Below are 13221 nucleotides of genomic sequence, written 5' to 3' on the forward strand. Positions count from 1 at the left end.
CTTTCGATTAGTCATGAAAACTTAAAAATGGAACTTTCTCTAAATTCTGCCACTAGTCCGTGTTCAAAAAGGTAACAAATTAGAAGCAAGCCAACGAAGAGATTAGAAGCTTTAGTTTAGTGCCTTTTTGAACAACCTCTACTATACTTTTGTTGTTTCAATCGTTGCTTTAATCGTATCAATTACTTCAGATTGCACGACTTCTCTCGCCTGCCTAATCGCATTATATATCGCATTGCTATCAGAAGAGCCATGAGCTTTAATAACAGGCGCATTCAAACCAAATAGTGCAGCGCCTCCATATTCCGAGTAATCGAGTTTATTGCGGAGCTCTTTTAAATTTGGCTTTAAAATGCCTGCAGCAAGTTTAGTTTTTAAATTGCTTGTAAGGGCAGCTTTCAACATTTTAAATATCGATAATGCTGTTCCTTCAATTGTTTTTAATACCATATTTCCGGTAAATCCGTCTGTAACCACGACGTCACAAACCCCGTCTAATAAATCTCTTGCTTCCACGTTTCCGATAAAATGAATATTGTTGTTTTGCTGTAAAAGTTCAAACGTTTTTTTTGTTAGTTCATTTCCCTTTGTGTCTTCCGAGCCAATATTCAACAACCCTACTCTTGGATTTTTTATGCCAAGAACCTTTTCTGTATAAATGCTGCCCATCATCGCGTATTGTTCTAAATGAATCGGTTTTGCATCCACATTTGCTCCAACATCTAATAAAAGAAAACCATCACCAGCAATAGTCGGCAAAGTAGGGGAAAGGGCGGGCCGCTCAATGCCGTCAATTCTTCCAACAATAAATAATCCTGCCGCCATTAAGGCGCCTGTGTTTCCGGCAGAAATAAACGCATCTGCTTTTCCTTCTTTTACTTGGTTGGCACCAAGTACCATACTGGCATTCTTTTTTTTGCGTACAGCACGTACCGGTTCGTCTGTTGCAAGAATTTTTTCCTCTGTATGGATAATTTTAATTCTTTCGTTCGTTGTTAAGTAGGATTGGATCTGCTTTTCGTCCCCAATAAGGATAAGCTCCACATCACTAAAAGCTTGAATCGCTTTTTCTGCGCCTAAAACTATTTCCTTTGGTGCGTGATCCCCACCCATTGCATCAATTGCAATTTTCATATTTGTATCTCCTGTTTACCGTTATTTTTTGCCCGATACATTTCAAACTCGCCTTTAAAAACTAGTTCTGAATTAACAAAGCTATTTACTTCCACAAAGGTTCTGCCATGCTCTGTATCTATATGAACCACTTTCGCTTTTGCTATAATTCTTTCTCCTATTTTAACAGATCGTGTAAATTGAATATTTGCTTTAGCTGTAAGCGCAACATCCACATTAATTAATGCAACTGCCAATGAGTTGGCTTGTGCAAATAAATAGTGTCCTCTCGCTATGCCGTTACGTTTAAAAACATGTTCTTCATTTACTTCAAATATGGAAATTGCAGATTTATCCAGTTCCATATCAATGATTTCGCCAATTACTTCTTCTAGTGGCAACGACTTTACTTCGTCATCAAATGTTTTTTCTGCAACATTTTTTATCCGTTCTCTTAATTCAGGAATCGATAATTCCAAACGATCAAGACGAATGGTTTGCACACTAACAGAGAATTTTTCTGCTAAATCTTCATCTGTAATAAAAGGAGTGTCTTTAATTGTCTTCACCAACAACAGTTGGCGTTCCTTTTTATTTCTTCTCATTTGCAACACCGTCCATGATATTAAGACTAGGTACTAATAGTAGTATATAATTAAAAAAGGTAGATTGCAAGTTAGCATCTACCTTTTTTTATTTAATCTAATTTCTCACCAGAAAACACGCCTGTTTCGGTTAACAAATCTCGCAAATGCTTATATTCTGTCCCTTCCCAAAAAGCGGTTGACTGAATGAGCATCGCTGCATCATTTCTGGCAGTTTCTAATGTTCGATAATCGTGAACCATATCTGCCATCTTAAATTCTGGCAGCCCACTTTGCTTTTTGCCGAAAAAATCACCTGGTCCTCGTAGTTCTAAATCTTTTTCACTAAGGACAAAACCATCATTTGTTTCGGTCATTATTTTCATTCTTTCTTTGCCGACATCTGTTTTCGGATCTGCCATTAATACACAGTATGACTGTGCGTCTCCACGGCCTACACGTCCCCGAAGCTGATGAAGCTGAGATAAGCCAAATCTTTCTGCATCATAAATTAACATAAACGTTGCATTTGGCACATTTACCCCCACTTCTACTACGGTTGTACTGACAAGAATTTGAATCGTATTGCTGCTGAACTTTTTCATGATGTCATCCTTTTCATCAGGGGGAAGTTTTCCATGCATTAATCCAACTTTGTAGCGATTTTGAAAGAAGGTAGAAAGGGTGCTATGTACATCCAACGCATTTTGAACATCTAATTTTTCTGACTCTTCAATAAGAGGACAAATAACATAACTTTGTCGACCTTGAGAAAGTTCTTTTTCCATAAATTGCAGAATTCGTGTTAACATATCGTGTTTAGCCCAATACGTTTCAATACTTTTTCTTCCTGCAGGCATTTCATCAATGATGCTGACATCCATCTCGCCAAACACTGTGATTGCAAGCGTTCTTGGAATAGGAGTTGCTGTCATAAACAGCACATCCGGGTTTTCCCCTTTTTCCCGCAACACCCTTCTTTGATTCACCCCAAAACGATGCTGCTCATCTGTGATAACTAACCCTAATGATTGAAATTCCACATCCTCTTGAATAAGAGCATGTGTACCAATTAATACATGAATCGTTCCTTCTTTTAATTCCTGCAATAATGCTTTTCTTTTTTTCCCTTTCACTGAGCTTGTAAGCAATGCACATGAAACGCCAAAAGGCTCAAACATTTTTTGCAGCGAATCTGCATGCTGTTCCGCTAAAATTTCTGTTGGCACCATCAATGCCCCTTGATAGCCTGAAAGAATAGTCGCATAGAGAACAATTGCTGCAACTACCGTTTTCCCTGAACCAACATCTCCTTGTAAAAGGCGATTCATTCGAAAAGGACTTTTCATATCTTTTAAGATTTCATTTACTACTCTTTTTTGCGCATTCGTTAACGGAAATGGCAATTGATGAATAAATTCTTTTAATGAATCCAATTGATAATGCTGCTCGATCCCTTGTGAGTGTTCCCGCTCATATTTTCTCAGCGCCTGCATTTTTAACTGAAACAGTAAAAATTCTTCATAAACAAAGCGTCGCCTCGCCTGTTTTAACTCTTCTCTGCTAGCGGGAAAATGAATCGTGCGAAGAGCTTCTTTTCTAGGAAGAAGTCGGTATTTTGTTAATATGGAGCTTGGAAATATTTCTTCTATTTTGTTATCATATTGGTCTAGAGCTATCGAAATAAACTTTCTCAACCCTTTAACCTTAACATTTCCTTTTACTGCATATACTGGTTCAAAATCTTGTGCTTTTTGGTTGCTGCCAATTTGCATCTCGTTTGCTGTTATAGTCTGACGATGCTGATCCCATTTCCCTGTAACTGTAACAAGTTGATTTGCTGCTAATTTGCTTTTTAAATAAGGCTGGTTAAAAAATACAACGCTGATTAAATAATTCTCTACTAATAATTTAATCGTTAATCTTGATCTTTTTTTTCCGTAATAAACAAGGGACGGTTCACTATGAACCTTCCCTTCTACCGTCACTTTCTCTTCATGTTTGATTTCCTCTAAGTTGCGGAGCCGATAGTCTTCATAACGATAGGGGAAGTATTCCAGCAAATCATAAATAGTACGAATATTCATCTCTTCCAGTTGTTTTTTTGTTTCGGAGCCAATTCCTTTAATATGATCTAGTGATTGATGCAATACTTCGTTCACTTTATAACGCAGCTTTCCCAAAGATTTCTGCTTTTAATTTCCTTGCAGTTGGTGTTGCTGCCAACCCTCCTTGTGCAGTCTCTTTTAATATATTCGGCATCGACAAACCCATGCGATACATGCTGTCATTTCTCTTAATCATACCATATGATTCTATCTTTACGCTCATTTCTTATTTAAAAGGCTTTATTGATTTTAAAAGAAGGTCCGCAGCAGGAATACACTTCGCTTTCCACGGGCGAATGCCAAGCCTCCTCGTCGCTGCGCTCCTGCGGGGTCTCGCCTATTTCGCTTTTCCCGTAGGAGTCTTCGTGTATTCCTGCTGCTCGGTGCTTCAAATATAGACAAAAACAACAATATCGTTTTACAGAGCCATTAAAAAAACTGTATGCCGACTTTAAAAAGGGCATACAGTTTCTATGTCACTATTTTATTCTATTGAAAAAATAAACGCATATAATGGTTGGTTCCCGTCGTGTATTTCTACTTCCACATAATCAAATTCTTCTTCGATAAAGGCAGCAAGTGATTCTACTTCTTTATTAGAAGCATCTTCTCCCTTAATAATCGTCAAAATTTCTGCCTCTTCATCGAGCATCTCTGTTAATAATTTTTTAGCAGATTCCAGTTTTTCTTTGCTTTTTACGACAATTTTACCGTCTGCTATGCCCATAAAATCACCGGTTTCAATGTGAAGCCCATCAATATTTGTATCTCTTACCGCATAGGTTATTTGACCCGTTTTCACATGCTCCATCGCAGCAGTCATGCTTTTTGCATTTGCCTCCATCTCGTTAGATGGATTAAAAGCAAGCAGCGCAGCTATACCTTGTGGCACGGTTTTACAAGGAATAACTGCAACATGATTCCCTAATACATCTACAGCTTGTTCAGCCGCCATAATAATATTTTTATTATTTGGTAATATAAATATTTTTTTGGCATTAACCTGTTGAATCGCTTTTACGATATCCTCTGTACTCGGATTCATCGTTTGTCCGCCTTCAATAACACTGTGTGCACCAATACTGCGGAAAAGCTCGGCAATTCCGCTCCCCATAGTAACCGTAACAATTCCGTATTCTTTTTGCACTTCTTCTTGTTGAACTGGTGTAGCATCAAATAATTCTTTTGCTCCACCGTCAACTAAATTACTATGCTGTTCCCGCATATTTTCGATTTTCATTTTAACTAAGCTGCCGTAGTTTTGACCAAATGTTAATACTTCGCCAGGCTGGTTAGAGTGAATATGTATTTTCACAATCTCATCATCTGCAATCACCAATAAAGAATCGCCATATTGACTTAATTGTTGTCTAAAGTCTTCTTCTGAAAAAGGTTTATTACCTAATTTGTCTTTTTCGAGACGAACCATAAACTCTGTACAATAACCAAATTCAATATCTTCCGTACGCATATAACTGTGAACATTTTTATGATGTTCTGCATTAACAAGTTCATTCATGGATACAACCGCTTTCACTCCATCAGGGAGTACTTCCCCTTTTAGCTCGGCAAGGAAACCTTCATATACAAAGACAAGACCTTGTCCGCCGCTGTCTACTACCCCAACTTCTTTTAAGACTGGCAATAAATCAGGCGTTCTGTTTAAGGAAGCTTTAGCTTCTTTCACGACATCTTCCATAATAGCAATAATATCGTCATTCGTTTCTGCTGATTGGACACCTTTTTTCGCAGCATCCTTCGCTACTGTTAAAATCGTTCCTTCCACTGGCTTCATTACTGCTTTATATGCCGTTTCAACCCCAAATTGCAAAGCATTTGCAAAGTCTTTTCCTGTAATGCTCTCCTTCTGCTCTATCGATTTTGAAAATCCACGAAACAATTGGGAAAGGATAACACCAGAATTTCCTCTCGCTCCCATAAGCAATCCTTTCGAAAGGGATTGGCCTACTTTACCGATATGTGATTGAATATTATTTTGAACTTCCTTGGCACCCGATGTCATCGACAAATTCATATTTGTCCCTGTATCGCCATCCGGTACTGGAAAAACATTTAACGCATCTACATATTTAGCATTAGAGGATAATAGGTTTGCTCCTTTGATCACCATTTCAGCAAAACGCTTTCCTTCTAAAACTGTAATTGGCACTATGTTTCCTCCTCACATACTACAGGTTCGTCACACGAACTCCTTGAACGTAAATATTAACCGAGTCTACATCAAGTCCAACTGTCTTATTGAGTGTATATTTCACTTTTGATTGAACATTATGGGCAACCTCGGAGATTTTCGTTCCATAACTAACAATGATGTACATGTCAATTTGCACTTCTTCATTTACATTTCGAACAATTACTCCACGAGTAAAATTTTCTTTACGCAAAATATCAGTAAGGCCGTCTTTAATTTGATTTTTAGACGCCATTCCAACAATGCCGTAACAGTCTACAGCAGCTCCACCTGCAATTGTTGCTATTACATCTGTTGAAATATCTATTTGTCCGTAATTCGTTTTCAGTTCAATGGACATGCGTTTTCCTCCTTTGGAATTGCTCTTAACTACTGACATTTTACTATAACATAATAATTTTTGAAAGCAACAAAAGCGGAAGCGCCATAGTCAGCACTGAAGCTAGACACCTAACTAGCTTCAAATCCTATACTTTTTTTATGGCTTTGTTAAACTTGCCTGTTGATTTCCGCTTCAGGAGTTCGCGGTCCGGGAGCCTCCTCGGCGCATAGCGCCTGTAGGGTCTCCCTCTGACTCGCTTTTCCCGCAGGAGTCTCACGCCTGGAACGAAAATCAACATAGTGCCAAAATCAACAATGAGCTTTAACATAGCTTTTTTTATAAAAAATAAAGTGAAATCTGCATGTCAAGGAAATTTTCTTGAAAGCTTATCATACAACTATTGCAATCAAAGTAGTTGTATGATAAATTATTAAAGTATCTTTAATGAGGATTATTTCGGATATTTCTCAAAAGTAATTGCTAACTATGAATTTAAAAACTCTTATCTTAGAGTTTTGGTTATAAGGAGGGAAATATACATGCCACGTAAATGTGTTGTAACTGGTAAAAAAACAACTACAGGTAATGCTCGTTCCCATGCGATGAATGCTAACAAGCGTACTTGGGGAGCAAACCTTCAAAAGGTTCGTATTTTAGTAGACGGTAAACCTAAACGTGTTTGGGTTTCTGCAAGAGCTCTTAAATCTGGTAAAGTTGAACGCGTATAATTAGAAAAGCGCAGGCGCCTTGCTCAGCCCCGAAGAAAAATGTTTACATGACTCAAAAAGTGCTTTTTACTTTTAGAGGCATGGGGTTATTTTTCACAGGGGTTAGGCGCCAGAGCTAGACAGTTATCTAACTTCAGATTTAATTTCTAATTAGAAAAGCGCAAGGCTAAATATTCGGCGACATGCTGATACTAATTGGCAAATAAAAAAGGACATTTTCATGTCCTTTTTTATTTGTACATTTTGTGAAACGGTTCAAAATAAAGATTGTCTGTACAAAAAGACATCCTTCTTATGCCTTTATTCTTTTTTAAACGTTCCCAACATCGCGCGGACAAGTCCTCCTAAAAATTTAGGCAACTTAATGGTATAAAATCTCATGCATACCGCCCCTCCTTCATGGCCCAATATTAAAACCAGCAACACCACTAATATCCTATTCAAAAAAAACAAATAAGTACTTTTTATTGGATGATTTAATCATGACTTCTTATTACCATTAATATGCCTTTAGTAAAAGAAAAAGTACCATAATCACTAATAAGTTCATTACTAATACATAATGTACTGCTGATAGGAATATGCCTGTCATTTAAAGGATATTTAAAACCTTCTAATGTTAGACCTATAATATTTGTACTGTACGGAAAGAAGGAAACGTAAGGATAGTTTTCTTTTCCTTTTATTGAATATGTACCTTCTTTCACTAAATATACGATATTTTGATGATCAATTATTTCTATATGTATTTGTTCATTCTCTACTATTTCTTTTAATAATAACTGAAGATTTGCAATCGTATGATCGAGGCGTCCTCCTGTTGCTCCAAACAGACGAATAGTATTCGGCTGTTTTTGTGTGGCCCAATTAAGGGCAAGCTCCATATCTGTTTCATCTTTTTCAGGTTTGAATTTTTTTATAGTGGCAGCCTGTTGTTTTATTTCTAGCCATTCTTGTTCATTTACTGAATCAAAATCACCAAATGCTGTATCCACTGGAATTCCCCTTTGCAATAAATACAAAACGCCCCTGTCTACTCCAATCCAAATAGCATCCTCATATAAATATTCTGCAAGCATTGGAATATTATTTTCAGGACCTCCTGCCATAATATGAATATCCATACTTCTCCCCTCCGTTTTAAGTAAGCCACATTTTATCTTAAGGCTCTTTTCGTATAGTTTGTTGTTATTTAACCCGCAGCCTGAATACACTTCGCTTTCCGCGGACGAGTGCCGAGCCTCCTCGTCGCTATGCTCCTGTGGGGTCTCGTCTTTCTCGCTTTTCCCGCAGGAGTCTACGTGTATTCAGGCTGCTCCGTGCTTCAGCCATGTTTATTATTTTATGCAAAAACATCAAACTTTTAGAAAATGGCCTATCTTAAATAGTAAAAAAGAGCATTATATGAATGCTCATTGATTTGTTCTATTAGTATTTTGGTTTTCGATCTTTTATTTCCTGCAAAAAATCTTTATAATGCTCGTAGCGATATTCCGCGATTAATCCAGCGTCCACTTCTGCTTTTACCGCACATTTTGGTTCAGAAAGATGTAGACATCCTCTAAATTTACAGTTGTCACTTGTTTTCTCTATTTCAGGAAAACAGTAATTTACATCCTCTACTTGCAAATCGGTAAATTCTAATGAACTAAAACCTGGTGTATCGGCAACTAAACCATCTCCAATAGATATTAGTTCAACATGACGTGTTGTATGCTTTCCTCTGCCGAGATGGGAAGATATTTCATCCGTTTTTAATTCTAAATCTGGACGAATAGCATTAAGCAAAGAAGATTTGCCAACGCCTGATTGACCAGCAAATACGGAAATCTTTCCTTTTAAATAAGGTGTAAACAAGTGAATTCCTTCATCTGTTTCCGATGAGGTCAAAATGACTGGATAGCCGATTCTTTCGTAATACTCCGCATATTTTTTCATTTTTTCTGCTTGTTCAGCAGAAGTTAAATCCATTTTTGTAATACAAATAATTGGATCAATTTGATTATATTCGACTAATACGAGAAACCTGTCCAATAATGCCGTGCTAAAGTCTGGTTCAACACTAGAAAAAGCAAGAATGGCTTGATCAACATTAGCAATCGGAGGTCTCACCAATTCATTTTTTCTTTCTTTCACTTCCAAAATATAGCCATCTGTTTCGTTTTCTGCTTGAAAAACAACTTCATCGCCTACTAAAGGTGTCACTTTGTTTTTACGAAACACTCCGCGACCTCGACATTGTGTAACAGCTCCATCGCTTAACACATAATAAAATCCACTTAACGCTTTAATAATTTTGCCTTCTGGCATAAATAGCTACGCTCCTTAATCTGGATATGGGACAACTTGATCAAGAATAACACTTGTATCTCTCAACACTTTGTACCCTGCTTTATCATCCTTCGAAATCCGTAAATGTATTGTTTTTTTCGTTGTTTCCTGAATCGTAAAGGTATCATACGGTTCCGTCATATTATGATCAAGATCTTGTACGTATATGATTACTTCTTGTGGCTGTCCTTCTTCTGCTGGTTCATAGGGAATCGTAATTTCTTCCGTTATTTCTTTTGTACGGATGGTTTTTACACCTTTTGAAATCACAATCGAAATATTAGATCCTACCTCAACATTTGTACCTGCTTCAGGAGATTGAGAAATAACAAGCCCTTCATCCACCGTATCGCTATATTCCTTAGTGAAATCTACTGTGATGCCAACAGAACTTGCATATTCGTTCACATCTTTTTTAGTTAAATCGGTTAAATCCCTTAAACGGACAAGCTCAGCACCTTTACTGATCGTAAACTCAATATCGGTTTCTTCCGGCACTACTTCATCCCCTTCCAAAAAATCTTGGGAGAGAATCGTTCCAGACGGTTCATTTTCATCAAACTTCTCTATCTTTTTTATACGTTTAAACCCTTCTTTTTCAAGCAGTTTGGCAACATCTTCATACTGTCGTCCAACATAATCATCCAGCTCATATTGCTCTTTTCCTTTACTTTCATAAATATCAATTTCCGTTCCCTTTTTTACATTTCTCCCAGCCTTCGGACTAGTGCGAATAACGGCGCCTTCTTTTATTTCTTCATCATTTAATGAAATCGTTTCTCCAATGACAAATCCAGATGACTTCAGTTCCGAAATAGCTTCTTCTAATTCAACACCAGTAACATCGGGTATTGCAACATCTTCAGGAATAAGCATATTTGGAAGAACGGTAATAATAAATATAACTCCTAATAACAACAGTAAAAAAACAGAAACTAATAATACCGTGACTTTTTTGCTTTTCTTTTTTGGTTTTTGGCTGCTAGTATTTTGGTTTATTGCTACTGGTTTTGTTGCTTGTTTTATTTTTTCTTCTTTGCCATGAATAATCGTTTCATCAAAATCTTGGTTTGATCGGTCGTTTGTGATAATAGGGATTGCTTTTGTTGCTTCCTCATCAATTGGTGCAACAAATTTTGGTTCATTGCTTCTTTCTGGATCAAGAGCTGTCCTTAAGTCATCTTCCATTTCTTCTACACTTGCATAGCGGTGAAAGGGATCTTTGGCTGTTGCTTTTAATACGATATTTTCTACACTTTGTGGAATGTCTTCATTCCATCTTCTTACACTAGGAGTTTCTGACTGTAAATGCTTTAATGCGATCGACACGGCAGATTCTCCAGAAAAAGGAAGTCTTCCTGTTAATAATTCAAACATAACAATCCCAAGTGAATATATATCTGATTTTTTATTCGCCATTCCTCCACGAGCCTGCTCTGGTGATAAATAATGAACAGAGCCAAGCACAGCATTTGTTTGCGTAATACTCGTAGCACTTAATGCCATCGCAATGCCAAAGTCGGTTATTTTCACATTACCAAACTTATCAACTAAAATATTATGTGGTTTAATGTCTCGATGGACAATATTATTTTGATGGGCATGGGAAATAGCTGACGTTAACTGTTTCATTATTTCAATTGACGTTTCCACCGGAACAGGAGAATGTTTTTGTATGTATTGTTTTAATGTATATCCATCTACATATTCCATCACGATATAATAAATAGAGTCTTCTTCTCCAACATCATATATGCTGACAATGTTAGGATGCGTTAAGCTTGTTGCAGACTGTGCTTCCCGATGAAATCGTCGAACAAATTCATCATCATTGACATAATCAAGGCGTAGCATTTTTACGGCAACGTCCCGATCAAGGATCATATCATGAGCCAGATAGACGTTCGCCATTCCACCGCCGCCGACCATATCTAATATTTTATAACGACCATTTATCCTTTTGCCGATCATCATGTAGCTTCACCTGCTCGATTACTATAAAAATATTCTAAAATAACAACGGTTATATTATCTTCTCCGCCATTTTCATTTGCAGTATTGATTAATGCCGCTGCCTTCGATTCGAGAGAAGCTTCTTGTTTAAGAACCTCTATCAGTTGATCATCGGTCACTTTGTTTGTTAATCCGTCTGAACAAATTAACATCATGTCACCTTGCTCAAACATAATGGTCATAATATCAATGCTTAAGTTTTCATCTGTTCCTAAAGCTCTTAATACAACATTTTTTCGCGGATGATTTTCAGCATCTTCTTTTGTAATTTGGCCCATTCTTACTAATTCATTTACTAATGAATGATCTTCCGTTAATTGTTTAAAACCGTCTTCATTATATAAATAACAACGACTGTCTCCAACATGTGCAATGCTTGAGAAATTTTCAGTACTAATAACAGCAATAATGGTCGTTCCCATTCCATCACATTCAGGATGTGCTAAAGCGTGTTGTAAAACATAATGGTTCACTTGAAGAATATTCGTTCGCAACCATTTTTCTGCTTCATCTGCAGTAGAAATATGGTCATTTACATTCCATAATTCTGTTAGTTTTTCCACCGTTAATCTGCTCGCTACATCACCAGCACGATGTCCGCCCATGCCATCTGCTACGATGGCAAGGCGTTGACCACTTTTATTAAAGACAATGGCTCCATTGTCTTCATTATGATGACGTACTTTTCCTTTGTCTGTCATAAAAATTTCTTTCAACATTGTCACCTCGTCTCTTCTTGTCGCTCCTTTGCACGCAGCTGTCCACAAGCAGCATCAATATCGGAGCCTTGTTCTCTGCGTATTGTTACATTTACTCCATGATTTTTTAATGTTTTTTCGAATAAGAAAATTTGATCTCTTGGTGTACGAACATAGTCTCTTTCCGGAACATAGTTAACTGGAATTAAGTTAACATGACATTTGATTCCTTTTACAAGTTTAGCCAATTCTTCTGCATGTTCTACTTGATCGTTTACATTTCCAAATAATCCATACTCAAAACTTACTCTTCGTCCGGTTTTCTCTACATAATATCGAATAGATTCCATCAACTGCGGGAGTTTATACGCTCTGTTGATTGGCATTAAACGGCTTCTCAGCTCCGTATTAGGGGCATGCAAGGAAACGGCAAAATTAATTTGCATATTCTGATCGGCAAATTCATAAATTTTTGGAACGATCCCACTAGTAGAAACGGTAATATGTCTAGCACCAATATTTAATGCTTGATCATGATTAATAATTTTTAAGAAGCTTAACATATTCGCAAAATTATCAAAAGGTTCCCCAATTCCCATAATAACAACAGAACTTACACGCTCATCTAGTTTATCCAGTGCCTGTTGTACTTTAACAACTTGGGCAACAATTTCGCCTGCCTCTAGATTTCTTTTTAGCCCACCAAGAGTAGACGCACAGAATGTACAGCCGATTCGGCAGCCGACTTGTGTTGTTACACATACAGAATTGCCATATTCATGTCTCATTAAAACCGTTTCAATCGAATATCCGTCATGCAGTTCAAATAAAAATTTAATCGTACCGTCACTGGATGTTTGTTCAATAATCGTTTTAAGCGTCGTAATCGTAAAATGGTCTGTTAATAATTGACGTAAACTTTTCGACAGGTTCGACATTTCTTCAAAACTTGTAATACGTTTTTTATATAGCCATTCAAAAATTTGGTCTGCTCTGAATGGTTTTTCACCGTTCTCTTTTAACCAGTCTTTTAACTCCTGTAATTGTAACGAGTAGATAGATGGCAACGTTTCTGTAGTAACTTGTTTCTTTTCTGTTTTTATTTGTTCCAT

At 37.1% G+C, this 13221-nt stretch carries 12 protein-coding genes and 1 pseudogene; 1 reads left to right on the plus strand and 12 read right to left on the minus strand.

Going from position 1 to position 13221, the window contains the following annotated elements:
• Positions 1–141 precede the first annotated feature (141 nt).
• From plsX to ACTXGU_RS10415, 6 genes and pseudogenes are all read right to left on the minus strand, one after another.
• Entirely contained in the window at positions 142–1134 is a 993-nt protein-coding gene (gene plsX, locus ACTXGU_RS10390) for a phosphate acyltransferase PlsX (RefSeq protein ID WP_443481448.1), read from the minus strand.
• Positions 1131–1718, minus strand: a complete 588-nt coding sequence (gene fapR, locus ACTXGU_RS10395; RefSeq protein WP_443481449.1) for a transcription factor FapR — start codon at positions 1716–1718, stop codon at positions 1131–1133. The genes plsX and fapR overlap by 4 nt, the downstream gene beginning before the upstream one ends.
• A gap of 92 nt (positions 1719–1810) precedes the next feature.
• Positions 1811–3859 (minus strand): ATP-dependent DNA helicase RecG, encoded by a 2049-nt coding sequence (recG, locus tag ACTXGU_RS10400; RefSeq protein ID WP_443481509.1) that lies wholly within the window; start codon positions 3857–3859, stop codon positions 1811–1813.
• A 1-nt stretch (position 3860) separates the two neighbouring features.
• Positions 3861–3986: pseudogene (locus ACTXGU_RS10405) on the minus strand (L-serine ammonia-lyase, iron-sulfur-dependent, subunit alpha); the annotation flags it as partial.
• A 303-nt stretch (positions 3987–4289) separates the two neighbouring features.
• Positions 4290–5975, minus strand: coding sequence for a DAK2 domain-containing protein (locus ACTXGU_RS10410; RefSeq protein WP_443481450.1), 1686 nt, complete (start codon positions 5973–5975; stop codon positions 4290–4292).
• A 19-nt stretch (positions 5976–5994) separates the two neighbouring features.
• On the minus strand, positions 5995–6357 hold the full coding sequence (locus ACTXGU_RS10415) for an Asp23/Gls24 family envelope stress response protein (RefSeq protein WP_443481451.1): 363 nt from the start codon (positions 6355–6357) through the stop codon (positions 5995–5997).
• A 521-nt stretch (positions 6358–6878) separates the two neighbouring features.
• Between ACTXGU_RS10415 and rpmB the strand changes: the two genes are divergently transcribed.
• Positions 6879–7067, plus strand: a complete 189-nt coding sequence (gene rpmB / locus ACTXGU_RS10420) for a 50S ribosomal protein L28 (RefSeq protein WP_066393509.1) — start codon at positions 6879–6881, stop codon at positions 7065–7067.
• 300 nt (positions 7068–7367) lie between these two features.
• Here the strand turns inward: rpmB and spoVM are convergent, their stop codons facing one another.
• From spoVM to rlmN, 6 genes are all read right to left on the minus strand, one after another.
• Positions 7368–7448, minus strand: coding sequence for a stage V sporulation protein SpoVM (gene spoVM / locus ACTXGU_RS10425; protein ID WP_032088878.1), 81 nt, complete (start codon positions 7446–7448; stop codon positions 7368–7370).
• 95 nt (positions 7449–7543) lie between these two features.
• Positions 7544–8191 (minus strand): thiamine diphosphokinase, encoded by a 648-nt coding sequence (locus ACTXGU_RS10430; protein WP_443481452.1) that lies wholly within the window; start codon positions 8189–8191, stop codon positions 7544–7546.
• Between the two features lie 304 nt (positions 8192–8495).
• Positions 8496–9377 carry a ribosome small subunit-dependent GTPase A gene (gene rsgA, locus ACTXGU_RS10435; RefSeq protein ID WP_443481453.1) on the minus strand — a complete coding sequence of 294 codons (882 nt, stop codon included), beginning with the start codon at positions 9375–9377 and terminating at the stop codon, positions 8496–8498.
• Between the two features lie 15 nt (positions 9378–9392).
• Positions 9393–11372 (minus strand): Stk1 family PASTA domain-containing Ser/Thr kinase, encoded by a 1980-nt coding sequence (gene pknB / locus ACTXGU_RS10440; RefSeq protein WP_443481454.1) that lies wholly within the window; start codon positions 11370–11372, stop codon positions 9393–9395.
• Complete coding sequence (locus ACTXGU_RS10445; protein WP_443481510.1) at positions 11369–12127, minus strand: Stp1/IreP family PP2C-type Ser/Thr phosphatase; 759 nt, start codon at positions 12125–12127, stop codon at positions 11369–11371. Before ACTXGU_RS10445 ends, pknB begins: the two co-directional genes overlap by 4 nt.
• 5 nt (positions 12128–12132) lie before the next feature.
• On the minus strand, positions 12133–13221 hold the full coding sequence (gene rlmN, locus ACTXGU_RS10450) for a 23S rRNA (adenine(2503)-C(2))-methyltransferase RlmN (protein WP_443481455.1): 1089 nt from the start codon (positions 13219–13221) through the stop codon (positions 12133–12135).

It is taken from the genome of Niallia sp. 01092 (genome assembly GCF_052318935.1).
GTDB lineage: Bacteria > Bacillota > Bacilli > Bacillales > Cytobacillaceae > Niallia.

Coding starts and splice junctions, on each gene's coding strand:
- rsgA (WP_443481453.1), bottom strand. CDS start 9,377: ATGCCAGAAGGCAAAATTATTAAAGCGTTAAGTGGATTTTATTATGTG.
- plsX (WP_443481448.1), bottom strand. CDS start 1,134: ATGAAAATTGCAATTGATGCAATGGGTGGGGATCACGCACCAAAGGAA.
- fapR (WP_443481449.1), bottom strand. CDS start 1,718: ATGAGAAGAAATAAAAAGGAACGCCAACTGTTGTTGGTGAAGACAATT.
- spoVM (WP_032088878.1), bottom strand. CDS start 7,448: ATGAGATTTTATACCATTAAGTTGCCTAAATTTTTAGGAGGACTTGTC.
- rpmB (WP_066393509.1), top strand. CDS start 6,879: ATGCCACGTAAATGTGTTGTAACTGGTAAAAAAACAACTACAGGTAAT.
- rlmN (WP_443481455.1), bottom strand. CDS start 13,221: ATGGAACAAATAAAAACAGAAAAGAAACAAGTTACTACAGAAACGTTG.
- pknB (WP_443481454.1), bottom strand. CDS start 11,372: ATGATGATCGGCAAAAGGATAAATGGTCGTTATAAAATATTAGATATG.
- ACTXGU_RS10415 (WP_443481451.1), bottom strand. CDS start 6,357: ATGTCCATTGAACTGAAAACGAATTACGGACAAATAGATATTTCAACA.
- ACTXGU_RS10430 (WP_443481452.1), bottom strand. CDS start 8,191: ATGGATATTCATATTATGGCAGGAGGTCCTGAAAATAATATTCCAATG.